This window comes from Agrobacterium sp. CCNWLW155, assembly GCF_036888815.1.
GTDB lineage: Bacteria > Pseudomonadota > Alphaproteobacteria > Rhizobiales > Rhizobiaceae > Agrobacterium > Agrobacterium radiobacter.
Window position 1 is genome coordinate 377,392 of record NZ_JBAKFW010000003.1, and the last position, 19,725, is coordinate 397,116.

The 19,725-nt window shown below is 60.8% G+C and carries 17 protein-coding genes; 10 read left to right on the plus strand and 7 right to left on the minus strand.

Features of this window, described 5'->3' with window-relative positions:
* Window positions 1-33: 33 nt before the first annotated feature.
* Window positions 34-1,233: an ROK family transcriptional regulator gene (locus V6S97_RS14235; protein ID WP_003506508.1), complete on the minus strand. Its 1,200-nt coding sequence runs from the start codon at window positions 1,231-1,233 to the stop codon at window positions 34-36.
* 195 nt (window positions 1,234-1,428) lie between these two features.
* Here V6S97_RS14235 and V6S97_RS14240 point away from each other — a divergent pair, with 195 nt between their 5' ends.
* The 6 genes from V6S97_RS14240 to V6S97_RS14265 all read left to right on the plus strand — a co-directional run bounded on the left by V6S97_RS14240 (window position 1,429) and on the right by V6S97_RS14265 (window position 8,076).
* On the plus strand, window positions 1,429-2,730 hold the full coding sequence (locus V6S97_RS14240; protein ID WP_087745559.1) for an ABC transporter substrate-binding protein: 1,302 nt from the start codon (window positions 1,429-1,431) through the stop codon (window positions 2,728-2,730).
* Between the two features lie 70 nt (window positions 2,731-2,800).
* Window positions 2,801-3,739 carry a carbohydrate ABC transporter permease gene (locus V6S97_RS14245; protein WP_003506511.1) on the plus strand — a complete coding sequence of 313 codons (939 nt, stop codon included), beginning with the start codon at window positions 2,801-2,803 and terminating at the stop codon, window positions 3,737-3,739.
* Window positions 3,732-4,580 (plus strand): carbohydrate ABC transporter permease, encoded by an 849-nt coding sequence (locus V6S97_RS14250; protein WP_003506513.1) that lies wholly within the window; start codon window positions 3,732-3,734, stop codon window positions 4,578-4,580. Before V6S97_RS14245 ends, V6S97_RS14250 begins: the two co-directional genes overlap by 8 nt.
* A 17-nt stretch (window positions 4,581-4,597) precedes the next feature.
* Entirely contained in the window at window positions 4,598-5,671 is a 1,074-nt protein-coding gene (locus tag V6S97_RS14255) for an ABC transporter ATP-binding protein (protein ID WP_107677408.1), read from the plus strand.
* 143 nt (window positions 5,672-5,814) lie between these two features.
* Window positions 5,815-6,867: a sugar phosphate isomerase/epimerase family protein gene (locus V6S97_RS14260; RefSeq protein WP_003506516.1), complete on the plus strand. Its 1,053-nt coding sequence runs from the start codon at window positions 5,815-5,817 to the stop codon at window positions 6,865-6,867.
* 21 nt (window positions 6,868-6,888) lie between these two features.
* Window positions 6,889-8,076 carry a Gfo/Idh/MocA family protein gene (locus tag V6S97_RS14265; RefSeq protein ID WP_003506517.1) on the plus strand — a complete coding sequence of 396 codons (1,188 nt, stop codon included), beginning with the start codon at window positions 6,889-6,891 and terminating at the stop codon, window positions 8,074-8,076.
* 72 nt (window positions 8,077-8,148) lie between these two features.
* On the opposite strand, the gene V6S97_RS14270 is transcribed toward V6S97_RS14265, so the two are convergent.
* The 3 genes from V6S97_RS14270 to V6S97_RS14280 all read right to left on the minus strand — a co-directional run bounded on the left by V6S97_RS14270 (window position 8,149) and on the right by V6S97_RS14280 (window position 10,146).
* Window positions 8,149-8,397: a hypothetical protein gene (locus tag V6S97_RS14270; RefSeq protein ID WP_112278542.1), complete on the minus strand. Its 249-nt coding sequence runs from the start codon at window positions 8,395-8,397 to the stop codon at window positions 8,149-8,151.
* 119 nt (window positions 8,398-8,516) lie between these two features.
* Window positions 8,517-9,788: a glycerate kinase type-2 family protein gene (locus tag V6S97_RS14275; protein WP_112278541.1), complete on the minus strand. Its 1,272-nt coding sequence runs from the start codon at window positions 9,786-9,788 to the stop codon at window positions 8,517-8,519.
* A gap of 4 nt (window positions 9,789-9,792) precedes the next feature.
* On the minus strand, window positions 9,793-10,146 hold the full coding sequence (locus V6S97_RS14280) for a DUF1304 domain-containing protein (RefSeq protein ID WP_020011788.1): 354 nt from the start codon (window positions 10,144-10,146) through the stop codon (window positions 9,793-9,795).
* A gap of 223 nt (window positions 10,147-10,369) precedes the next feature.
* Between V6S97_RS14280 and V6S97_RS14285 the strand changes: the two genes are divergently transcribed.
* The 3 genes from V6S97_RS14285 to V6S97_RS14295 are packed head-to-tail and all read left to right on the plus strand — an operon-like array spanning window position 10,370 to window position 15,841.
* Window positions 10,370-11,134 carry an ImuA family protein gene (locus V6S97_RS14285; RefSeq protein WP_065695018.1) on the plus strand — a complete coding sequence of 255 codons (765 nt, stop codon included), beginning with the start codon at window positions 10,370-10,372 and terminating at the stop codon, window positions 11,132-11,134.
* Complete coding sequence (locus V6S97_RS14290; protein WP_165919995.1) at window positions 11,049-12,566, plus strand: DUF6504 family protein; 1,518 nt, start codon at window positions 11,049-11,051, stop codon at window positions 12,564-12,566. Before V6S97_RS14285 ends, V6S97_RS14290 begins: the two co-directional genes overlap by 86 nt.
* Complete coding sequence (locus V6S97_RS14295; RefSeq protein ID WP_087745552.1) at window positions 12,563-15,841, plus strand: error-prone DNA polymerase; 3,279 nt, start codon at window positions 12,563-12,565, stop codon at window positions 15,839-15,841. Before V6S97_RS14290 ends, V6S97_RS14295 begins: the two co-directional genes overlap by 4 nt.
* A 12-nt stretch (window positions 15,842-15,853) precedes the next feature.
* Here V6S97_RS14295 and V6S97_RS14300 read toward each other — a convergent pair whose 3' ends face one another.
* Together V6S97_RS14300 and V6S97_RS14305 are read right to left on the minus strand one after the other, a co-directional pair.
* Window positions 15,854-16,492: a class I SAM-dependent methyltransferase gene (locus tag V6S97_RS14300; protein ID WP_060726864.1), complete on the minus strand. Its 639-nt coding sequence runs from the start codon at window positions 16,490-16,492 to the stop codon at window positions 15,854-15,856.
* A gap of 83 nt (window positions 16,493-16,575) precedes the next feature.
* Entirely contained in the window at window positions 16,576-17,514 is a 939-nt protein-coding gene (locus tag V6S97_RS14305) for an AraC family transcriptional regulator (protein ID WP_020011783.1), read from the minus strand.
* Between the two features lie 182 nt (window positions 17,515-17,696).
* Here V6S97_RS14305 and V6S97_RS14310 point away from each other — a divergent pair, with 182 nt between their 5' ends.
* Complete coding sequence (locus V6S97_RS14310; protein WP_003506535.1) at window positions 17,697-18,914, plus strand: MFS transporter; 1,218 nt, start codon at window positions 17,697-17,699, stop codon at window positions 18,912-18,914.
* 70 nt (window positions 18,915-18,984) lie between these two features.
* Here V6S97_RS14310 and V6S97_RS14315 read toward each other — a convergent pair whose 3' ends face one another.
* Window positions 18,985-19,719 carry a FadR/GntR family transcriptional regulator gene (locus tag V6S97_RS14315; RefSeq protein WP_020011781.1) on the minus strand — a complete coding sequence of 245 codons (735 nt, stop codon included), beginning with the start codon at window positions 19,717-19,719 and terminating at the stop codon, window positions 18,985-18,987.
* Window positions 19,720-19,725 lie beyond the last annotated feature (6 nt).

Below are 19,725 nucleotides of genomic sequence, written 5' to 3' on the forward strand. Positions count from 1 at the left end.
AGAAATACCTGGACCTGTGCTCAACCCCGTGGGCTAGAGCGCTGGCCCGGTTGTGTTCCATGGCGATTCGTAAAGTTCGTAAAGCGCAACGGCCGCGGCCCCCTGCGCCCACAATTCGTCGCTCGCAACATCGAAAACCAGTTCCGCGACACCGGCCAGCGATGGCGGCACGGCGGCGTTGTAGCTGTTGCGAATGCTGGCGATGAAAGGTTCGCCAAGTTCGAGGCTGGAGCCGGTGATGATGACCCGCGGCGGCGCAAACAGCGTGACGATATTGGCAAGTGTCAGGCCAAGTGCTGCGCCGGCGCGCAGGGCCGCCGCGATGAGATCGTGATCTTCAGCCGCAATCAGCGCATGGGCATGCTGCATGCCACGGCCGAGCCGGATCGCTTCGGCAAAACGCCCGTCCACCGGGCGCGAGCCTAAAATGGCATTTTCGCCCGCCTGGCTTGCCAGCCGCACCGTGCCTTCATTGGCAAGGCCGATGACGAGGTCGCCGAGATTGTGGCTGAGACCGCCCGCACCACGAAACAGCTGGTTCTGGTGCAGCACGCCAAGCCCGAGTGTCTGTTCCAGCGAAATCAGCACCATGTCTTCGAGATCGCGCGCATGGCCGAACCAGTGGTGGGCGAGCGTGATGGCGTGTGCGTCACTTTCGATGATGGTTGGCGAATTCAGCCGCGCCGTCATTTCCTCGGCAAAGTTGACGTTTACTTCGCGCAGGATAGGACTGCTGCGGATCCTGCCGGTGCGGTGTTCGATGACACCGGGCAGGCCGAGACAGACCATGTCCACATCCTCAAGCGAAAGACCGGCATCGACGACGCAGCGTCGTACGCCGTCTTCCACCAGATCGGCGATGACGCCGATGGGCTGGCGGTCGACGCGGATCGGCAAGGCAAGGGTGGACAGCACATTGCCGCAGAAATCGGTGACGACGAAAACCATGCGGTTTGCGGCGATCTTGGCGCCCACAACGCGGGCGGCATCCGGGTTCAGTTCCAGCATCACGCGCGGTCTGCCGCGCGCCCCTTCGGTACGGATATCACCGATATGGCGGGTGAGAATCAGCCCGTCATCGAGCAGCGAGGCGGTAATCGCCGAAACAGTCGTGGTGGAGAGCTGCGTTCTTTCGCTGATTTCCACCCGCGAGATCGGGCCATGGCGGCGGATGCTATCAAGCACGCTCAGCCTGTTGATCGCGCGCATCAATTCGGGGTCTGCGGTCTTCATGAGGTCCTGCTGCGATCGGGTTCGATCTAAAACGAATTTATATCGGATTGCGGATTAAATAACGTCTGTCGGGAGGGGTGTGTCAAGCGGTTTGGGTAAAAAATTGGCAAACCGCCTTGACATCGGGCAGGGCGTGGGGTGAATTAATCCGCATTGGGGAATAAATGGTGAGGAACCCCAGGGAGGATCACGATCATGACGTATTGGCACGCAGGCGCAAGCCTGAGCGGCAGGCGGATTGCCTTTGCCGCAACGACAAGCATAGCCCTGATGCTCGGCGCGGCCAGCGCCTCGGCAGCCACGGTCGTTAAATGGATGCATGTGGAGCTGGACCCCAAATCTGTGGCTGTCTGGGAGGAGATTGCCAAGGAATATGAGGCCAAGCATCCCGATGTCGATGTTCAGCTGCAGTTCCTCGAAAACGAGGCCTTCAAGGCAAAATTGCCGACGCTGCTGCAATCCAATGACGTGCCTGACTTCTTCTACAGCTGGGGTGGCGGCGTCCTTGAGGAGCAGTCCAAGACCGGCGCGCTGAAAGATCTGACCGACGTTTTCGACGCCGATGGCGGCAAGCTGCGTCAGGCCTATAATGCGTCCGCAATCGACGGCCTGTCTTTTGACGGCAAGGTCTGGGCCGTGCCTTACCGTGTCAGCCTCGTCAGCTTCTTTTATAACAAGGAGTTGTTCGCCAAGGCCGGTGTGAAGGCGGAGGATATCAAGACCTGGGACGATTTCAGCGCCACGGTCAAGAAGATCAAGGAAGCCGGTATCGTCCCGATCGCCGGCGGCGGCGGTGAAAAATGGCCGATTCATTTCTACTGGAGCTATCTCGTCATGCGCAATGGCGGGCAGGCCGTGTTCGATGCCGCCCGCAAGGGCGAAGGCGAAGGTTTCATGGACCCGGCGATCATCAAGGCCGGTGAACAGCTGGCCGCGTTCGGCAAGCTCGAACCCTTCCAGCCCGGATATCTCGGCTCGACCTGGCCACAGGCGCTCGGCGTCTTCGGCGACGGCAAGGCGGCGATTATTCTCGGCTTCGACAATACGGAAGCCAACCAGCGCAAGAATGCGGGCGACGGCAAGGGGCTGGCCCCTGAAAATATCGGCCGCTTCGCCTTCCCGATTGTCGAAGGCGGCGCCGGCAAGGCCACCGATACGCTGGGCGGCCTGAACGGCTGGGCGCTCACCAAGAACGCCTCCAAGGAAGCGATCGATTTCGCAACCTTCCTGACCAGCAAGGAAAGCGAAGAGAAGATGGCGACCGCCGGCATGATCCTGCCGGTTGCCACGGGTGCCGCCGGTGCGGTGAAGAACCCGCTGCTGGCGGATTCGGCAAAACAGCTTGCCGCCTCCACCTGGCACCAGAACTTCTTCGACCAGACACTGGGCGCCGCCGTCGGCCGCGTCGTCAACGATATTTCAGTCGAGATCGTTTCCGGCCAGATGACCTCCGAAGAGGGCGCCCAGCAGATTCAGGACGCATTCGAACTGCGCTGATCTGACGGTTTCCATGGCAGCGCCGCGAATGTGCGGCGCTGCGTATCTGCCTCCATGAAAGCGGATAGAGATGACGGATATTTCCATGACTTCTGCGTCCATACCGGCGCGCGGCGCGACAAAGGCCAAGCGCAAGCAAAGTTCGGTCGCGCATGACCGGGCGCTGACCCTTCTGGTGTTTCTGCCGCCCGCCCTGTTGCTCTTTACCCTGTTCGTCATCCTGCCCATGGGCGAGGCGGCGTGGTACAGCCTTTACCGCTGGAACGGTTACGGCACGCCGACCGATTTTGTCGGTTTGAAGAATTTCCAGGTCCTGTTCGGTAATGCCGCCTTCTCGCAGGCCCTTATGAATAACGGCCTGATCATCCTTATCTCTATCCTGATCCAGATTCCGCTGGCGATCTGGCTGGCCATGATGCTGGCGCACCGCATTCCCGGCGTCGTAGCCTTCCGGCTGGTGTTCTTTCTGCCTTATGTTCTGGCTGACGTCGCAGCGGGCCTGATCTGGCGCTTCGTTTATGATGGCGACTATGGTCTGTTCGCCGCCATTTCCAATTTCTTCGGCTTCGCAAATCCTTACGTGCTGGCCGACAAGGATGTGGCGATCTACGCCGTGCTCGGCGTCATCGTCTGGAAATATTTCGGTTTCCATATGATGCTGTTCATCGCCGGCCTTCAATCCGTCGACAAGAACGTGCTGGAAGCAGCCGAAATCGACGGCGCGTCCGGCTGGCAGAAATTCCGTTATGTCACGCTGCCGATGCTCGGTTCCACGGTGCGCCTGTCCGTCTTCTTTGCTGTGATCGGTTCCCTGCAGCTGTTCGACATGATCATGCCGCTCACCGGCGGCGGCCCGTCCAACTCCACACAAACCATGGTCACCTTCCTCTACACCTACGGCGTCATGCGCATGCAGGTGGGGCTTGGCAGCGCAGTCGGCGTCGTTCTCTTCGTCATCTGCGTGACGCTCGCCTTCGGTTACAAAAGGATTTTCATGCGCCATGACTGACACATCCACTTCCGTCCGCATGCCGCTGCAAACCAAGCTTTATCTTTATATATCGCTGAGCCTGATTGCGGCCATCGTGCTTATCCCGTTGCTCACCACCGCGCTCGGCGGCTTCAAGACGCTGGGAGACCTGCGCGTCAACCCCTTCGGCATTCCGGCCGAATGGCAATGGTCCAACTACGGCGATATCCTGCTTGGCAAACGCTATTGGCTGCAAATCTTCAACTCGCTGGTCATCGCGCTGCTGACGGTATTCCTGACGCTGACTGTCTCGGCCATGGCGGCCTTCACCTTCGCGCATGTGAAATTCTTCGGCTCGTCCTTCCTGCTCAACTATTTCCTGCTGGGGCTGATGTTTCCGGCGGCGACTGCCATCCTGCCGCTGTTCATTCGTATCCGCGATCTCGGCCTGCTCGATACCTATTGGGGTGTGGTGCTGCCGCAGGTAGCCTTCGGGCTGGGCATGAGCATTCTCCTGTTCCGCAATTATTTCCGTAATCTGCCGGACGAGCTGTTTCAGGCGGCCTTCGTGGATGGCTGCGGTTATCTGCGCTTCTTCTGGCATATTTCCGTGCCGCTTTCGCGGCCGATCGTGGCGACCGTTGGCATCGTCTCCTTCGTCGGCAGCTGGAACAGCTACATCCTGCCGCTGATCATGCTGAACTCGGAATCGAAATATCCCTGGCCGCTCGGCATCATGGTTTATCGCGGCGAATTCGGCACGGAATGGCAGCTCGTTCTCGCCTTCATCACGCTGACGATCCTGCCGACCGTCATCGTCTTCTTCCTCGCACAGAAACACATCATCGCGGGCCTGACGGCCGGTGCCGTCAAATCGTGACGTGAAAGGAGCAAAAAATGGCTTCCGTCGAACTTAAGGATATCCGCAAGTCCTATGCCGCGCTCGATGTCATCCACGGCATCTCCCTTGATATAACGGATGGTGAATTCATCGCGCTGGTCGGGCCTTCCGGTTGCGGCAAATCCACCCTTCTGCGCATGATCGCCGGGCTGGAGGAGATCACCGATGGGGATATTCTCATCGGCGACAGGGTGGTCAATGGCATGACCCCGCGCGAGCGCAACATCGCCATGGTGTTCCAGTCCTATGCGCTTTATCCGCATATGACGGTGGCCGAAAACATGGGCTTCAATCTGAAGCTCGCCGGCCAGCCAAAAAACGTCATTGAAGAACGTGTTGCGGAAGCCGCCCGCATGCTCGATCTCGGCAAGCTTCTGGATCGCAAGCCCTCACAGCTTTCCGGCGGCCAGCGCCAGCGTGTCGCCATGGGCCGCGCCGTGGTGCGCAACCCGGCCGTCTTCCTGTTCGATGAGCCGCTGTCCAACCTCGATGCCAAGCTTCGCGTACAGATGCGCAGCGAAATCAAGGCTCTGCACCAGAAGGTTGGCACGACCTCCATCTATGTAACCCATGACCAGATCGAGGCCATGACGCTGGCGGACCGGGTGGTGGTGCTCAATCACGGCCGCATCGAACAGCAGGGCACGCCGCTCGAACTTTACAAGACACCCGCTAATCTCTTCGTTGCCGCCTTCATCGGTTCGCCGGCCATGAACCTCATCGAAGGCGTGGTCGATGGCGAGGGTGACCAGCCCGCCGCCCGGCTGAAGGACGGCACCGCGATCCGCATTGCCGCCTCCCGCAAGGTCAAGCGCGGCCAGCCGGTGACGATCGGGCTTCGCCCCGAGCACATCGGTTCGGCGATCGGCGGCGATATCTCGCTTACCGGACGGACGGTGCTGGTGGAGCCGACGGGCGCACAGACCCATGTGGTCTTCGAACTGGCGGGCGATCAGGTTACGGCAGTGGTGGATGGTGAGCAGCCGGTGAAGGTGAACACCCCGTTTGCAGCCACCGTGCATCATGAGCGTGTGCACGTCTTCGACAGGGCGAGCGGACTGGCGCTTTAAGCGCTTCCCGTCTTTTAAATGAAATACGGAAATTCTCTTGCCCTCCGCTTTTGGGGCTTGTTTGAAAATCACGAGCGGTTAGCTTGGCGCTTGGGAACAAAGCGGGTTACCGCGCAACTGTATCGATGCAGGAGGAGATTTTTATGAGAACGATCAAAGGGCCGGGTCTTTTTCTCGGTCAGTTTGCCGGTGATGCAGCCCCCTTCAATAGCTGGGATGGCATTACCAAATGGGCGGCGGAAAAGGGTTACGCCGGTGTGCAGGTGCCGACCTGGGCCGGGCAGCTGATCGATCTCAAAAAAGCGGCGGAATCGAAGGATTATTGCGACGAGTTCGCCGGCGTCGCGCGCCAGAACGGCGTGGAAGTAACCGAGCTTTCCACCCATCTGCAAGGTCAGCTCGTCGCCGTTCACCCGGCCTATGACGAGGCCTTTGACGGTTTTGCCGCACCGGAAGTGCGCGGCAACCCGAAGGCGCGTCAGCAATGGGCGGTGGAGCAGGTGAAGCTCGCGCTGAAAGCCTCGAAAAATCTCGGCATCAAGGCGCATGCGACGTTTTCCGGCGCGCTTGCCTGGCCGTTCGTCTACCCGTGGCCACAGCGTCCGGCCGGTCTGGTGGAGGCAGCCTTTGACGAGCTGGCGAAACGCTGGACGCCGATCCTCGATTACGCCGATGAGCAGGGTGTGGATGTCTGCTACGAAATCCATCCGGGTGAAGATCTCCATGACGGCGTGACGTTCGAGATGTTCCTCGAGCGGGTGAAGAACCACAAGCGCGCCAACATGCTCTACGATCCCTCGCATTACGTGCTGCAATGCCTCGATTATCTCGACAATATCGACATCTACAAGGACCGCATCAAGATGTTCCACGTCAAGGATGCGGAGTTCAACCCGACCGGGCGGCAGGGCGTTTATGGCGGTTATCAGGGCTGGGTGAACCGCGCTGGTCGCTTCCGTTCGCTGGGCGACGGGCAGGTTGATTTCGGTGCGGTCTTCTCGAAAATGGCGGCCAATGATTTTGACGGCTGGGCCGTCGTCGAATGGGAATGCGCACTGAAACACCCTGAAGACGGCGCCCGGGAAGGGGCGGAATTCGTCAAGGCGCATATCATCCGCGTCACGGAAAAAGCCTTTGACGATTTCGCATCAAGCGGCACCGATGATGCGGCCAACCGCCGTATGCTTGGGCTTTGAAAGCATTTCAGGGGAGATATTATGGCTATTGAAGGAAAGACAACGGACAAGGCGAACAAGCGGATTCGCCTTGGCATGGTCGGTGGTGGTTCGGGCGCATTTATCGGCGGCGTTCACCGCATGGCGGCGCGGCTCGACAATCGTTTCGATCTCGTGGCAGGGGCCCTGTCCTCGACGCCGGAAAAATCCCTCGCTTCCGGCCACGAGCTGGGGCTCGATCCCGAGCGTTGCTATGGTTCGTTCGAGGAAATGGCCGAAAAGGAAGCGCTGCGCGAGGATGGCATCGAGGCGGTGGCGATCGTTACCCCCAACCATGTGCATTATCCGGCAGCGAAGGCGTTTCTGGAGCGCGGCATCCATGTCATCTGCGACAAGCCGCTGACCTCCAATCTGGAAGACGCCAAAAAGCTGAAGCAGGTGGCCGACAAGGCCGATGCACTGTTCATCCTCACGCACAACTACACCGGCTATCCGATGGTGCGGCATGCGCGGGAACTGGTGGAGTCAGGCGCGCTCGGCACGATCCGTCTGGTGCAGATGGAATATCCGCAGGACTGGCTGACGGAAGCGGTGGAACAGACCGGCGCGAAACAGGCCGTCTGGCGCACCGATCCGGCTCAGTCCGGCGTCGGCGGCTCCACCGGCGATATCGGCACCCATGCCTATAATCTCGGTTGCTTCATTTCCGGTCTGGAAGCGGATGAGTTGGCGGCGGATGTGCATACCTTTGTCGAAGGCCGCCGGCTGGATGACAATGCGCATGTGATGCTGCGCTTCAAGCCGAAGGGCGGCAAGCAGGCAGCCAAGGGGCTACTCTGGTGCAGCCAGGTTGCGGTCGGTCACGAAAACGGGCTGAAGGTCCGTGTTTATGGCGACAAGGCCGGCATCGAGTGGACGCAGGCCGATCCGAACTATCTCTGGTTCACGAAGCTTGGCGAGCCGAAGCAGCTCATCACCCGTGGCGGTGCCGGGGCAGGAGCTGCGGCAGCACGCGTCACCCGCATTCCGTCCGGCCATCCGGAAGGTTATCTCGAAGCCTTCGCCACCATCTATACCGAGGCGGCGCACGCCATCGAAGCCCGCCGCACCGGCTCGGCGCTCGATAAGGCGGTTATTTACCCGACCGTCGATGACGGGGTTAAAGGCGTCGCCTTTGTTACGGCCTGCATCGAGTCCGGCAAGAAGAATGGCGGCTGGGTGAAGCTGTAAGACGAGGTTGCGGTATATTTCTTCTCCCCGTTGCCGGGGAGAAGACGCCCCTGACGTCATCTGCGGACGGGATCAATTGACGCGTGTCGTCTGTCGCTGCGCCCGTTCCGTTATGGGGCAGCCGTCCTGAAGCTTGGTCCAGGACGAAACGTTGAGCTTCATCTCGCAGCGCGCGAGATAGGAGCCACCGTCGACCTTCAGGCAGGATGTCTGGCCGAGTTCGAACATGGTGCCGCGATTTCGGCATTTGCAATTATGGGCATCCGCCAAGGTCGGAATAAGGGCCATGATCAGGCCAAGTATGAGCACTCCAGTACGCATGGCTGAGGCTCCAAAGGATATCCTGCCAGATTACTCCTGTCCGAGGGCATAGTCAAAAACGGCCTTTGCCTGTGATGCGCGCCCTCTGAGGGCAGCAGCCGCTGCGAATTCCCCCGCTGTCACCCGATCAAAATCGCCCTGATATCATTCACATTCGTCAGGGTCGGACCCGTCACGACAAGGTCTCCGGCCGCCTTGAAAGCGGTGTAGCTGTCGTGGCTTACGAGCGACTGACGCGGATCGACACCGGCTTCGCGCATGCGGGCAAGCGTATCCGGCATCACCACAGCACCCGCCGCATCCTCGACGCCGTCTATGCCGTCGCTATCGCCGGCAATGGCCCAGATGCTGCCCGCGCCCTTCAGCGTCAGTGCGAGGCTCAGCAGGAACTCCGTGTTACGGCCGCCCTTGCCGGCTGGCCCCTTGCCAATCGTGACCGTGGTTTCGCCGCCGGAAAGCAAAACGGCCGGGCCCTTGACCGGCAGGCCCTTGCGACTGGCGGAGAGCGCTATACCGGCCATGACAGCCCCGACATCCTTGGATTCGCCTTCCAGCGAATCCCCGAGGATGAGCGGCGTAAGCCCGAGTTTCACGGCCTCATCCGCTGCCGCCTGCAAGGCGAGCGAAGGAGCGGCAATGAGCCGGATATCCTCGTCGATATCGCCGGTCTTCGGGGTTTCCTCACCTTTTTCCAGCACCTTGCGCACGTTTTCCGGAAGATCGAGCGCATAACGGGAGATGATTTCCCGCACGGTTTCGATGTCGCTCGGATCGGCAACCGTCGGGCCGGAGGCGATTTCCGAGGGGTCGTCGCCCGGCACGTCGGAAATCAGCAGCGAAACAACCTTGGCCGGTCTGGCGGCCAGCGCCAGCCGTCCGCCCTTGATGCGGGAGAGATGCTTGCGCACGGCGTTCATGTCGGAAATCGTCGCGCCGCTAGCAAGCAAAGCGCGGTTGACGGCCATCTTGTCCGCAAGTGTCATGCCTTCGGCCGGTGCCACCATCAGCGCCGAACCGCCGCCGGAAATCAGCGCGATCACCATGTCGTCGGTGGTCAATCCCTCGACGGCGGCGAGAATGCGTTTTGCCGCTTCCGCGCTCCTATCGTCGGGCACGGGATGGGAAGCCTCGATGATCTCGATATGCGCAGTCGGGACGGCATGGCCGTAACGCGTGACCACCACACCCGAGAGATCGACATGTGGCCATGCCGCTTCAAGCGCTGCGGCCATCGCGGCCGAGGCCTTGCCGGCGCCCACCACCACGCACCGGCCTTTGGGCGGAGATGGAAGGTGGTATTGCAACACCTTTGCCGGATCGGCGCTGGCGACTGCAGCCATGAAGATGCGGTTGAGGGCGTCTCTTGCGGACGTGTCGTTCCATGCGCTCATCGGTTCATGCTCCGATCCAGAGGAAGCCGAGCGCAAACAATGCCGGCAACGCCTGAATGAACAGGATCTTCATATTGGCTGTCATGGCGCCGAAAATACCGGCCACCAGAACGCAGGTAAGGAAGAAAACCTTGAAGCTCAGCCCTTCATCGCCCTGCGTGAGCCCATAGATCAGCCCCGCTGCGAGAAAGCCGTTATAAAGGCCCTGATTGGCGGCAAGTACTTTCGTCTGCCGGGCAAAATCCGCCGAAAGACCGAAAGCCTTGCGGCCGGCGGGCTTTTCCCACAGCAGCATTTCCAGAATGACGATGTAAATATGGATGGCCGCAACCACGGCAATCAGAATGCTGGCGATCATCGGCGGTTTCCTCCAAACCATGATGTCCGTAGCCGTTGTCAGGGTGAACAGGTGGCGAGCGGACACTTCCGTTTTAACGGTGGCACGAAGGGCTGCAAGGCCAGAATCTCCTCTTCCCGTGCAAACTGTTGAAGAGTGGTGACCTGTTGCTTGACTCTTTGCTGAAATAGGAACAAAACAAGAACAATAGAGATGAATAACCGGAATTGAAACCTGTCATGCCATGCAAAAGCGCGCGGATCAGTTGCTCGTTGTCGAAGAGCTGCGTGAAAGGCTGGAAAGGATCGGTAACGGTCCTGAGCGGCTGCACGAGACCTTGCCTTTCGGCGTGGATGCCATCGACCATCGCCTGCCGGGAGGTGGGCTCAAGCTCGGCTGTCTGCATGAGCTGAGCGGCGGCGGCAATGGCGCTGCCGATGGTGCGGCGGCCGCCCTTTTTGCGGCCGGTGTGGCGGCAAGGCTTTCCGGCAAGGTTTTATGGTGCGTCACCCGGCGGGATCTGTTCATGCCGGGGCTGACGCAGGCCGGCCTTTCGCAGAACCGGCTCATCATTGTTGAATGCCGCGATGAGAAGGGCGTACTCGACTGTTTCGAGGAGGGCTTGCGCTGCAATGGTTTCGGCGCGGTGATGGGTGAGGTGGCAAAACTGCCGATGAACGCATCGCGACGGCTGCAACTGGCGGCGGAAACCTCCGGTGTTACCGGCATCGCCATCCGCCGTTTCCGGCGTGCGGCCGATGCGGCGCTGTACGGCGAACCGACGGCGGCGGTGACCCGCTGGCGCATCTCCGTCCGTCCTTCTTCGCCCTTGCCGGTGCCGGGGGTGGGCAGGCCGCGCTGGTTTCTCGAGCTTTTGCGATGTCGCGGCGGCGAAAGCGCTGAATTTGAAGTGGAAGCCTGTGATGCAAAGGGTCGTATCGCTCTACCTGCCGACATGGCCGACGGATCGCTTCCGGCGTCTTTCGGGAGAGAACGCGCCGCCGGTTGAAAAGCCGCTGGTCATGATCGGCCGCCAGGGCAGCCGCCGGCTGGTGCTGGCGCTCGACAAAGCGGCAAAGGCGGCGGGCATCCGGCCCGGCACGCCGGTCAGCAAGGCGCAGGCGCTGGTGCCGGGCCTTCTGGTGGAAGATCTGGATGCAGCTGGAGATGCCCGCGCCCTGCAGCAGCTGGCCTTTCATTTTCTGCGCATCTATGCCCCCATCGTCGCCGCCGATACGCCTGATGGGCTGGTGCTGGACACGGCGGGAGCGGACCATCTGCACGGCGATGAGACGCTGATGCTGAGCGGGATGGTCAACCGCCTGCATGCCGCAGGCTTTGCCGCCCGCGCGGCCATTGCCGATAGCTGGGGTGCTGCCCATGCGCTGGCCCGCTTCGGCCGCGAGCAGATCAGCATCATACCGCCGGGCGGGCAGCGGGCGGCGATCAACGGCTTGCCGCTTGCTGCGCTGAGGCTGGAGGAGCGTATCGTTTCAGGGTTGAAGGTGCTCGGCTTCCGCAGCATCGGCGAGCTTGCCGAAGCCCCGCGTGCGCCGCTGACCCTGCGTTTCGGTCCCGAAGTCGTCCGGCGTCTTTCCCAGGCTTTCGGGGAGATCGGCGAACCTATCGAACCGGTGCGCGTGGCCGAACTGGTGGAGGTGCGGCGCGCCTTTCCCGAGCCGATTGCGGCGGCGGAAACGATTGCCCGTTATACGCAGAAGCTGGTCACGGGGCTTTGCGCAGCACTTGAAAAACGCGGCCTCGGCGCCCGCAGGGTTGATCTGGTGCTGCACCGGGTCGATAGCGGCCTGCAGGCGGTGCGCGCAGGCACCTCCAGACCGGTGCGCGATATCAAGCAGCTTGTCCGGCTTCTGACTGACCGTATCGATACTATCGATCCCGGTTTCGGCATCGAGATGATGGTGCTGACCGCCACCCATGCTGAGCCGCTTCTCGCCGCGCAGGCTCGCTCCTCGCTTCTGGAGGAAGGACGTGCGGACATCGCCGATACGGTCGATGTCATCCTCAATCGTGGCCACAGGGTCTATCGTTACGCGGCGGTGGCGAGCGATGTGCCGGAACGCTCCGTTGCCCGCGTTGCGGCGCTTGCATCTGAGGATATGCTCGGCTGGCCCGGCCACTGGCCGCGCCCGGTCAGGCTTTTTGCAACGCCGGAACCCATCGAGACGCTGGCGCTGCTGCCGGATCATCCGCCGCGTTATTTCATCTGGAAAGGTGCGCGCCATAATGTGCGGCGCGCTGACGGGCCGGAACGGGTGTTCGGCGAATGGTGGAAACGCGACCGGGAAAAGGCAGCCGTGCGCGATTATTTCACGGTGGAAACCGAAAGCGGCGAACGCTTCTGGATTTTCCGCTCCGGTGACGGAGAACATGTCGAGACGGGCTCGCAGGGCTGGTTCATCCACGGGGTCTTCGCATGAGTACGCCGCGTTATGCCGAGCTGCAGGTGACCACGCATTTTTCCTTTCTGCGCGGCGCAAGCTCCTGCGAGGAGCTTTTCGAACAGGCCAAAAACCTCGGCATCGAGGCGCTGGGTATCGTGGATCGCAACAGCCTTGCGGGCATTCCCCGCGCTTACGAGGCGGCAAGTACCTACGGCATCCGGCTCGTCATCGGTTGCCGGCTCGATCTGGACGACGATCTTTCCGTACTTGTCTACCCCATGGATCGCCCGGCTTACGGTCGGCTTTGCCGGCTGCTTTCCGTGGGCAAGAAAAGGGGCGGCAAGGGCAAGTGCCGGCTGACATGGGACGATCTCGTCGCCTATGGCGAAGGCCTGATCGTGGTGTTGCTCGCCGATCTTGCGGATGATCTCTGCGCGCTTCGCCTGCGGCGGCTCAAGGCTGCTTTTGCGGATCGCGCCTATATGGCGCTCAGCCTCAGAAGACGTCCCAATGACCAGATGCGGCTTTTCGAATTGTCGAATATGGCTCAAGTCGCAGCTGTACCGACGGTGGTCACCAACGATGTGCTGTTTCATGTGCCCGAGCGGCGCATGCTGCAGGATGTCGTCACCTGTATCCGGCATAATTGCACTATCGACGAGGCGGGTTTCCGGCGCGAACGGCATGCCGACCGTTATATGAAGCCGCCGGAAGAAATGCACCGGCTTTTTGCCCGCTACCCCGAAGCGCTGGCCCGCAGTCTCGAAATCACGAAGCGCTGCAAATTTTCACTGAAGGAACTGGTCTATCAATATCCCGAGGAGCGCAGCCTGCCGGGGCTGACGGCGCAGCAGGCGCTGGAGAAGATGGTCTGGGAAGCGGTGCCGGGGCGGTATCCGCAAGGTTTGCCGGAGAAGGTGGAAAAGGCGCTCAAGCATGAGCTGGCGGTTGTCGGCAGGTTGCAATATGCGTCCTATTTCCTGACCGTGAGTGCCATTGTCCGTTATGCGCGTTCAAAAGATATCCTATGTCAGGGGCGCGGTTCGGCAGCCAATTCGATTATCTGTTTTGTACTTGGCATCACCGCCATCGACCCCGCTCTTTTCAGCAATCTCGTCTTCGAACGTTTCGTTTCCGAAAACCGGGGAGAACCGCCTGATATCGACGTGGATTTTGAACACCAGCGGCGCGAGGAAGTCATCCAGTGGGTTTATGACACTTACGGCCGTGACAAGGCGGCGCTCTGCTCCGTTGTTACCCGTTATCGTGGGCGCGGAGCGTTGCGCGATGTCGGTAAGGTTCTGGGCCTACCGGAAGATCTAACGAAGCTTCTATCCTCGCAGGTCTGGCGCTGGAGCGAGGGTGTGGGTGAAAAGCAGGTGAAGGAACTGAACCTCAATATGGAGGATCGTCGCCTGAAGCTTGCCTTCGAATTGGCCAACCAACTTGTCGGCACACCGCGCCATCATAGCCAGCATCCGGGCGGCTTTGTGCTGACCCATAACCGGCTGGACGAACTGGTGCCGATCGAACCCGCCGCCATGGATGATCGCCAGATCATCGAATGGGACAAGGACGATATCGATGTCGTGAAATTCATGAAAATGGATTGCCTGGCGCTCGGCATGCTCTCCTGCATGAAGCGCGGATTCGATCTGCTGGAGGCGCGCACTGGAGAGAAATATGATCTCGCCGCCATGCCGCCGGATGATGGTCCCACCTATGCCATGATCCAGAAGGCCGATACGCTCGGCACATTCCAGATCGAGAGCCGGGCGCAGATGTCGATGTTGCCGCGCCTGAGGCCGAAGGAGTTTTATGACCTCGTCATTCAGGTCGCCATTGTTCGCCCCGGCCCCATTCAGGGGGATATGGTGCATCCCTATCTGCGTCGCCGACAGGGAAAGGAGCCGGTTCGTTATGAAAAACCGGAACTGGAAAATATTCTGAAAAAGACGATGGGTGTTCCGCTGTTTCAGGAGCAGGCCATGCGGATCGCCATGGATTGCGCCGGTTTTACCGCAGATGAGGCGGACCAGTTGCGCCGAGCCATGGCGACCTTCAAGAATGTGGGTACCATTTCCAAATTCAGGGAAAAGCTCGTCACGGGCATGGTGGAGCGTGGTTATGAGCAAGAATTTGCCGAACGTATCTTCAAGCAGCTCGAAGGGTTCGGCAGCTATGGTTTTCCTGAAAGCCATGCGGCCTCCTTTGCGCTGATCGCCTATGCCTCCTCATGGCTGAAATGCCATTATCCCGATATTTTCTGTACGGCGCTTCTCAATTCGCAACCCATGGGGTTTTACGCCCCGGCGCAGATCGTGCGTGATGCGCGCGATCATGACGTCGAGGTGCGTCCGGTATGCGTTAATAACAGCCGTTTTGATTGCACGCTGGAGCCTACGGGCAAGAAGAATGGGAATGGTAAAGAGCGCTACGCCGTGCGGCTTGGCCTGCGCATGGTGAAGGGACTCTCTAACGATCACGCAGCGGATATCGTCGCCGCCCGGCAGGATCGGCCTTTTGCCTCGGTGGATGATCTCTGGCGAAGGGCGGGCGTTCCCGCCGCTGCCCTCGTCTGTCTCGCCGAAGCCGATGCCTTTTTACCGTCGCTTTCGCTTGCCAGACGCGAAGCGCTCTGGGCCATCAAGGCCTTGCGGGATGAGCCGCTGCCGCTTTTCGCCGCCGCCGCCAGTCGGGAAAATGCCGTGGTGGATGAGCTTCAGGAACCCTCCGTCGCGCTCAGGCCCATGACTGACGGTGGTGAGGTGGTGCAGGATTACGGCCATGTGGGGCTGACGCTGCGCGAACATCCCATGACCTTCCTGCGTCGCGATCTTTCCCGCCGCCGCATCGTCACCTGTGCGGAGGCCGTGCGCGCCCGTGATGGCGCATGGCTGGAAACGGCGGGTCTGGTGCTGGTGCGCCAGCGCCCCGGCTCGGCAAAGGGGGTGATCTTCATGACACTGGAGGATGAGACGGGCATCGCCAATGCGGTGCTGTGGGTAAAAACCTTCGAAAAATACCGGCGCGTGGTGTTGTCCGCCGGCATGGTCGGTATTTACGGCAAGATCCAGCGGGAGAGTGAGGTGGTGCATTTGGTCGCCTATCGGCTGACAGATTTGTCGGAGGCGCTGGCCAGCGTGGGCGAACGCAACCATGCCTTTCCCCTGCCGCATGGGCGTGGCGATGAGTTCCACCACGGCATTCCACCGGATGATCACCGCACTATCAGGAAGCATCCGCCGCCTGCCGTGGATGATGCGGACGAGGTGGAGCGGATAAAGGTCATTTCCCGCAATTTTCACTGAAGGCGGCTCAGATCACCTTTTGCGCGCCACGATGTAAGGACGATTGTCATTGCCCTTTGTCGCGTGGATTTCCGTGGCCAGAATGTCAAAACCGCCGGCGTTTATATGCCGGCCAAGCTCGGCCGCGTTGAACACGCCGGCAAAGGGCGCCTTGCCGATCACACGCATCGCCGGCAGGACAAGGCGGATAAACGGGTTCATATCCCTAACGCAGGGGGTCTTGGTGATGAACAGCCCGCGCGGGCCAAGCAGGGAATGAATGTGCTGCAATGTGCCGCGCAGGTCGCGCACCAGATGAAGATAGTTGAAACCCAGCACCACGTTGAACTGATGAGGGTCGGGCGCAAGCGTTTCCACGGTCGCAGTGCTGAAAACGAGGTTCGGGAGAGGGCCGGCGGCGTGTTTTCTTTCCTCGGCGATTGCGATCATGCCGGCGGAAATATCCGTCGCAAGATAGTCTTTGACGCTGCACGCAAGCCGGATCGCCGTTGTCCCGGTGCCGCAACCCAGTTCCAATACCCTGTCATCCGGATTCAGCAGGGCACGGGTCCGCTCCAGCGTGCGCTCATATCCGGCCTCATCCGAAATCCTGCCCTTTGCATATTTCCGAGCGGTCCGGTTCCAGAAACGGGCGTCGTCGGCAATACTCATGGTGGATGCTCCCCGGACGACGCCCTTCCGCTTCGGGCGGATCTGCTCTCACGCGGATATCCTGTCCGGTTTGTTTGTAGCTTTTAAGCCGCATCCTCCAACCCGGCCGTGTCCTTCCGGCGAAACTGGCTGGGCGGTGCGCCGAGCACGCGTTTGAAGGCGCGGCTGAAGGAGGCTTCGGAATCGTAACCGAGTTTTTCCGCCGCCAGCGTCACGCGCATGCCTTCGCGCAGCCACAGCCGTGCCTGGTGCATGCGTACGCGCACCACATAGCGCGCCGGGCTTTCGCCCACCACGCGGGTGAAGCGCTCCGCGAAACTGGAGCGGGAAGCGCCCATCAGGGAAGCAAGCTCCTCCACGCTCCAGTCCTTTTCGGGATTGAGGTGGATGGCGGCCAGCACCCGTCCGAGTTCGGGGTTGCGCACCGCAGCCAGCCAGCCGCTGGAATCGCCGCAGCCATACTCCACCCATGTGCGGATCAACGTCGCGGTCAGCACATCGGCAAGCCTTGCCAGAATGCCGCCCGCGCCAACGCGGTTCAGTTCCACCTCACGCGTCATGGCCTCCAGCAGGTGCGGAATGGCCGGGTCGCTTTTGGCGAGATCACTGGTCAACATCACATCCGGCATCAGCTGCAGGAGAGGGTGCAGATTATCCATGTTGAAACGCATCGAAGCGGTAAAGGCCACGGTATCGCCGCCGGCGCTGGCGCATTGCAGGTCGAAAACGCCCTGGCAGACTTCCTTCTTGCCGAAACGGTCGAAGGGGGTAGGCGTCACATTCTCGCCGCTACCCAATACATGGGCGTGGCCGCGGGGCAGAAGAACGGCGTCGCCGCATGTCAGCGTCAGCCACTCGCCGGAAGGTTTGCGCAATTTCGCCTGGCCGACGCCGATGAAATGGAACCGTGCCGCCTCCTGCTCGGGAAAAGCAGTCGCCCAGGGCGTGGCCATGCGGCACCGGCCGTATTCCACGCCGTCGAGCCTCAGGCCACGCAACATTTCCGTCAGGGCATCATTCATGGCGCTCTCGCAGATTCGGATGTTTGGTTAAGGAATATGGATTTTCTAGCATGGAAACGCCGGGCTGTCACGCATAGCTTACGACCATTGATTTGCAGAGGCTGAGCCGGCCTCCCACCGGTTTCACCATTTTGCCATTCCGTTTCAGAGCGCATTCCTGAAATGCGCATCAGGAGATTTTCATGAACAACCGGACCATAAACGAACTTGAATATGTGCCGCGCAAGACGGAGCCGGATGCGAAGTGGGCCGCCGTGGTTTCGCTTTCGCTCGGCGTCTTCGGGCTGGTGACGGCGGAATTCCTGCCGGTCAGTCTGCTGACGCCGCTTTCGGCCGATCTCGCCGTCAGCTCCGGCATCGCTGGCCAATCCATTACCGTTACGGCGCTGGTCGCGGCGGTCGCCGGCCCCGGCGTTGTCATTGGCACACGCAGCATCGATCGCCGCTGGACATTGCTTGGGCTGACCACGCTGCTGATCATCTCCAGCACTTTGGCCGCCTTCGCAAACGGTCTCTTTATGCTGTTTGCCTCGCGCGTCCTGCTCGGCATCGGCCTTGGCGGCTTCTGGGCCATGTCCGCGGCGCTGGCACTGAGACTCGTACCGCTTGATAAAATGCCGCGTGCGATGGCCATCATCCTGACAGGAGTTTCGGTCGCCACCGTCTGCGCCGCGCCCGTGGGCGCGTGGATCGGCGCGACACTTGGCTGGCGTTCTGCCTTCGTGGTTGCAGGTGCGCTCGGTGTCATCGCGCTTCTCGCGCAATTGCTCACTGTTCCGTCGCTGCCGCCGGCTGGCGCACCGGGTCTTTCCACCATGTTCCGCCTGTTGCAGCGGCCGCAGGTCCGGATCGGCCTTCTGACGACGCTGTTCATCGTTGCGGGTCACTTTGCCGGCTTCACCTATGTCCGTCCGTTCCTGGAAGATGTGACGCTTCTTGGCGTTGAGGCGATTTCGCTCGTCCTTCTGGTTTATGGTGTCGGCGGCTTTTTCGGTAATCTCTTCGGCGGTTTCCTCTCCGAGAAAAACACGGCATGGGCGGTGACGTTCGCCGCCACCCTGATCGCCGCATCGGCTTCCGTTCTGGTCGTGGCGGGTGCGTCGCCCCTGATTGCCGGCCTTGCCATCGCCTCCTGGGGTTTTGCCTTCGGCGCACTTCCAGTCAGCGTGCAGAGCTTCATCACGAGGGCCGCTTCCGACGAAGCCGAAAGTGCCGGCGCGCTGCTGCTCACCACGTTCCAGATCGCGATTTCCAGCGGTGCGGTTCTGGGCGGTCTGCTGATCGATCTTCAGGGTGCGACGATGGTCTTCGTCTTCGTGGCGATTGCCGCCCTTCTCGGTGCATCGCTGATGGCGTCGCGCCGCGGTGTGGTGCCACAGGTCGAGGCCTCGCAGGGGTAAAAGCCACCCCTCGGAGAAAAAAGACCCGCCTTCGTGCGGTCTTAAGAGAAGAGAAGGCGTTATTCCGTCTTTAGGGCGCCTTTATCGCGTTCTGTGTCCGGTCTTTGCCCACCTCGATCACATGGCGCATGGCTTTCACCGCCGCATCCGCGTCACGCGCCGCAATCGCATGTACGATGCGCAGATGATTGGAGGCGATCTCGGCGATGGTGCCGGGTGAAGCGGCTGGTGACGAGAGCTGGAAGGATATTGCAAGTGCGGCTTCGATCAGCCCGCTTGCCGAGCGCATGAAGGGGTTGCCGGACATATGCGCGACCGCAAGGTGGAATTCGAGATCGACCTTGGCGATGCTTTCCGGCGTATGTTTCGGATTGTCGAATTTGGCGGCGATGACGTAAAGGGAAACGATATCGTCATTGGAGGCCTGCAGGGCCGCCGCTGCCGCCGCCGCTGGTTCCAGCGCCAGGCGGATCTCCGCCAGATGCGTGACGAATTCCTGATCTATGCCGGCCTCGCAGCGCCAGCCCAGCACGTCGGGATCGAAGAAATTCCAGCTGGAGCGGTCAAGAACGCGGGTGCCCACCTTGGCCTTTGGTTCCACCAGACGCTTCGCCGCCAGCGTCTTCATCGTCTCGCGCAGCACGGTGCGGGAGACGCCGAACCGCAAGGAAAGTTCGGCATCATTGGGCAGCAGGGAGCCTTCCGCAATCCTGCCCGAGACGATGGCGCTGCCGAGTTCGGAGACCACATGGGCGTGGCTGTTCCGGCGTTTTCGCCCGCTTATCGTCGTTTCGAGCAGCCCCAAGCAAGC

Bases quoted from the DNA above. Each gene is read 5' to 3' on its own strand.
- V6S97_RS14250 (WP_003506513.1), top strand. From the start codon at position 3,732: ATGACTGACACATCCACTTCCGTCCGCATGCCGCTGCAAACCAAGCTT.
- V6S97_RS14300 (WP_060726864.1), bottom strand. From the start codon at position 16,492: ATGAGTATTGCCGACGACGCCCGTTTCTGGAACCGGACCGCTCGGAAA.
- V6S97_RS14265 (WP_003506517.1), top strand. From the start codon at position 6,889: ATGGCTATTGAAGGAAAGACAACGGACAAGGCGAACAAGCGGATTCGC.
- V6S97_RS14305 (WP_020011783.1), bottom strand. From the start codon at position 17,514: ATGAATGATGCCCTGACGGAAATGTTGCGTGGCCTGAGGCTCGACGGC.
- V6S97_RS14255 (WP_107677408.1), top strand. From the start codon at position 4,598: ATGGCTTCCGTCGAACTTAAGGATATCCGCAAGTCCTATGCCGCGCTC.
- V6S97_RS14310 (WP_003506535.1), top strand. From the start codon at position 17,697: ATGAACAACCGGACCATAAACGAACTTGAATATGTGCCGCGCAAGACG.
- V6S97_RS14280 (WP_020011788.1), bottom strand. From the start codon at position 10,146: ATGATCGCCAGCATTCTGATTGCCGTGGTTGCGGCCATCCATATTTAC.
- V6S97_RS14240 (WP_087745559.1), top strand. From the start codon at position 1,429: ATGACGTATTGGCACGCAGGCGCAAGCCTGAGCGGCAGGCGGATTGCC.
- V6S97_RS14285 (WP_065695018.1), top strand. From the start codon at position 10,370: ATGCAAAAGCGCGCGGATCAGTTGCTCGTTGTCGAAGAGCTGCGTGAA.
- V6S97_RS14235 (WP_003506508.1), bottom strand. From the start codon at position 1,233: ATGAAGACCGCAGACCCCGAATTGATGCGCGCGATCAACAGGCTGAGC.
- V6S97_RS14260 (WP_003506516.1), top strand. From the start codon at position 5,815: ATGAGAACGATCAAAGGGCCGGGTCTTTTTCTCGGTCAGTTTGCCGGT.
- V6S97_RS14275 (WP_112278541.1), bottom strand. From the start codon at position 9,788: ATGAGCGCATGGAACGACACGTCCGCAAGAGACGCCCTCAACCGCATC.
- V6S97_RS14290 (WP_165919995.1), top strand. From the start codon at position 11,049: ATGCAAAGGGTCGTATCGCTCTACCTGCCGACATGGCCGACGGATCGC.
- V6S97_RS14270 (WP_112278542.1), bottom strand. From the start codon at position 8,397: ATGCGTACTGGAGTGCTCATACTTGGCCTGATCATGGCCCTTATTCCG.
- V6S97_RS14245 (WP_003506511.1), top strand. From the start codon at position 2,801: ATGACGGATATTTCCATGACTTCTGCGTCCATACCGGCGCGCGGCGCG.
- V6S97_RS14295 (WP_087745552.1), top strand. From the start codon at position 12,563: ATGAGTACGCCGCGTTATGCCGAGCTGCAGGTGACCACGCATTTTTCC.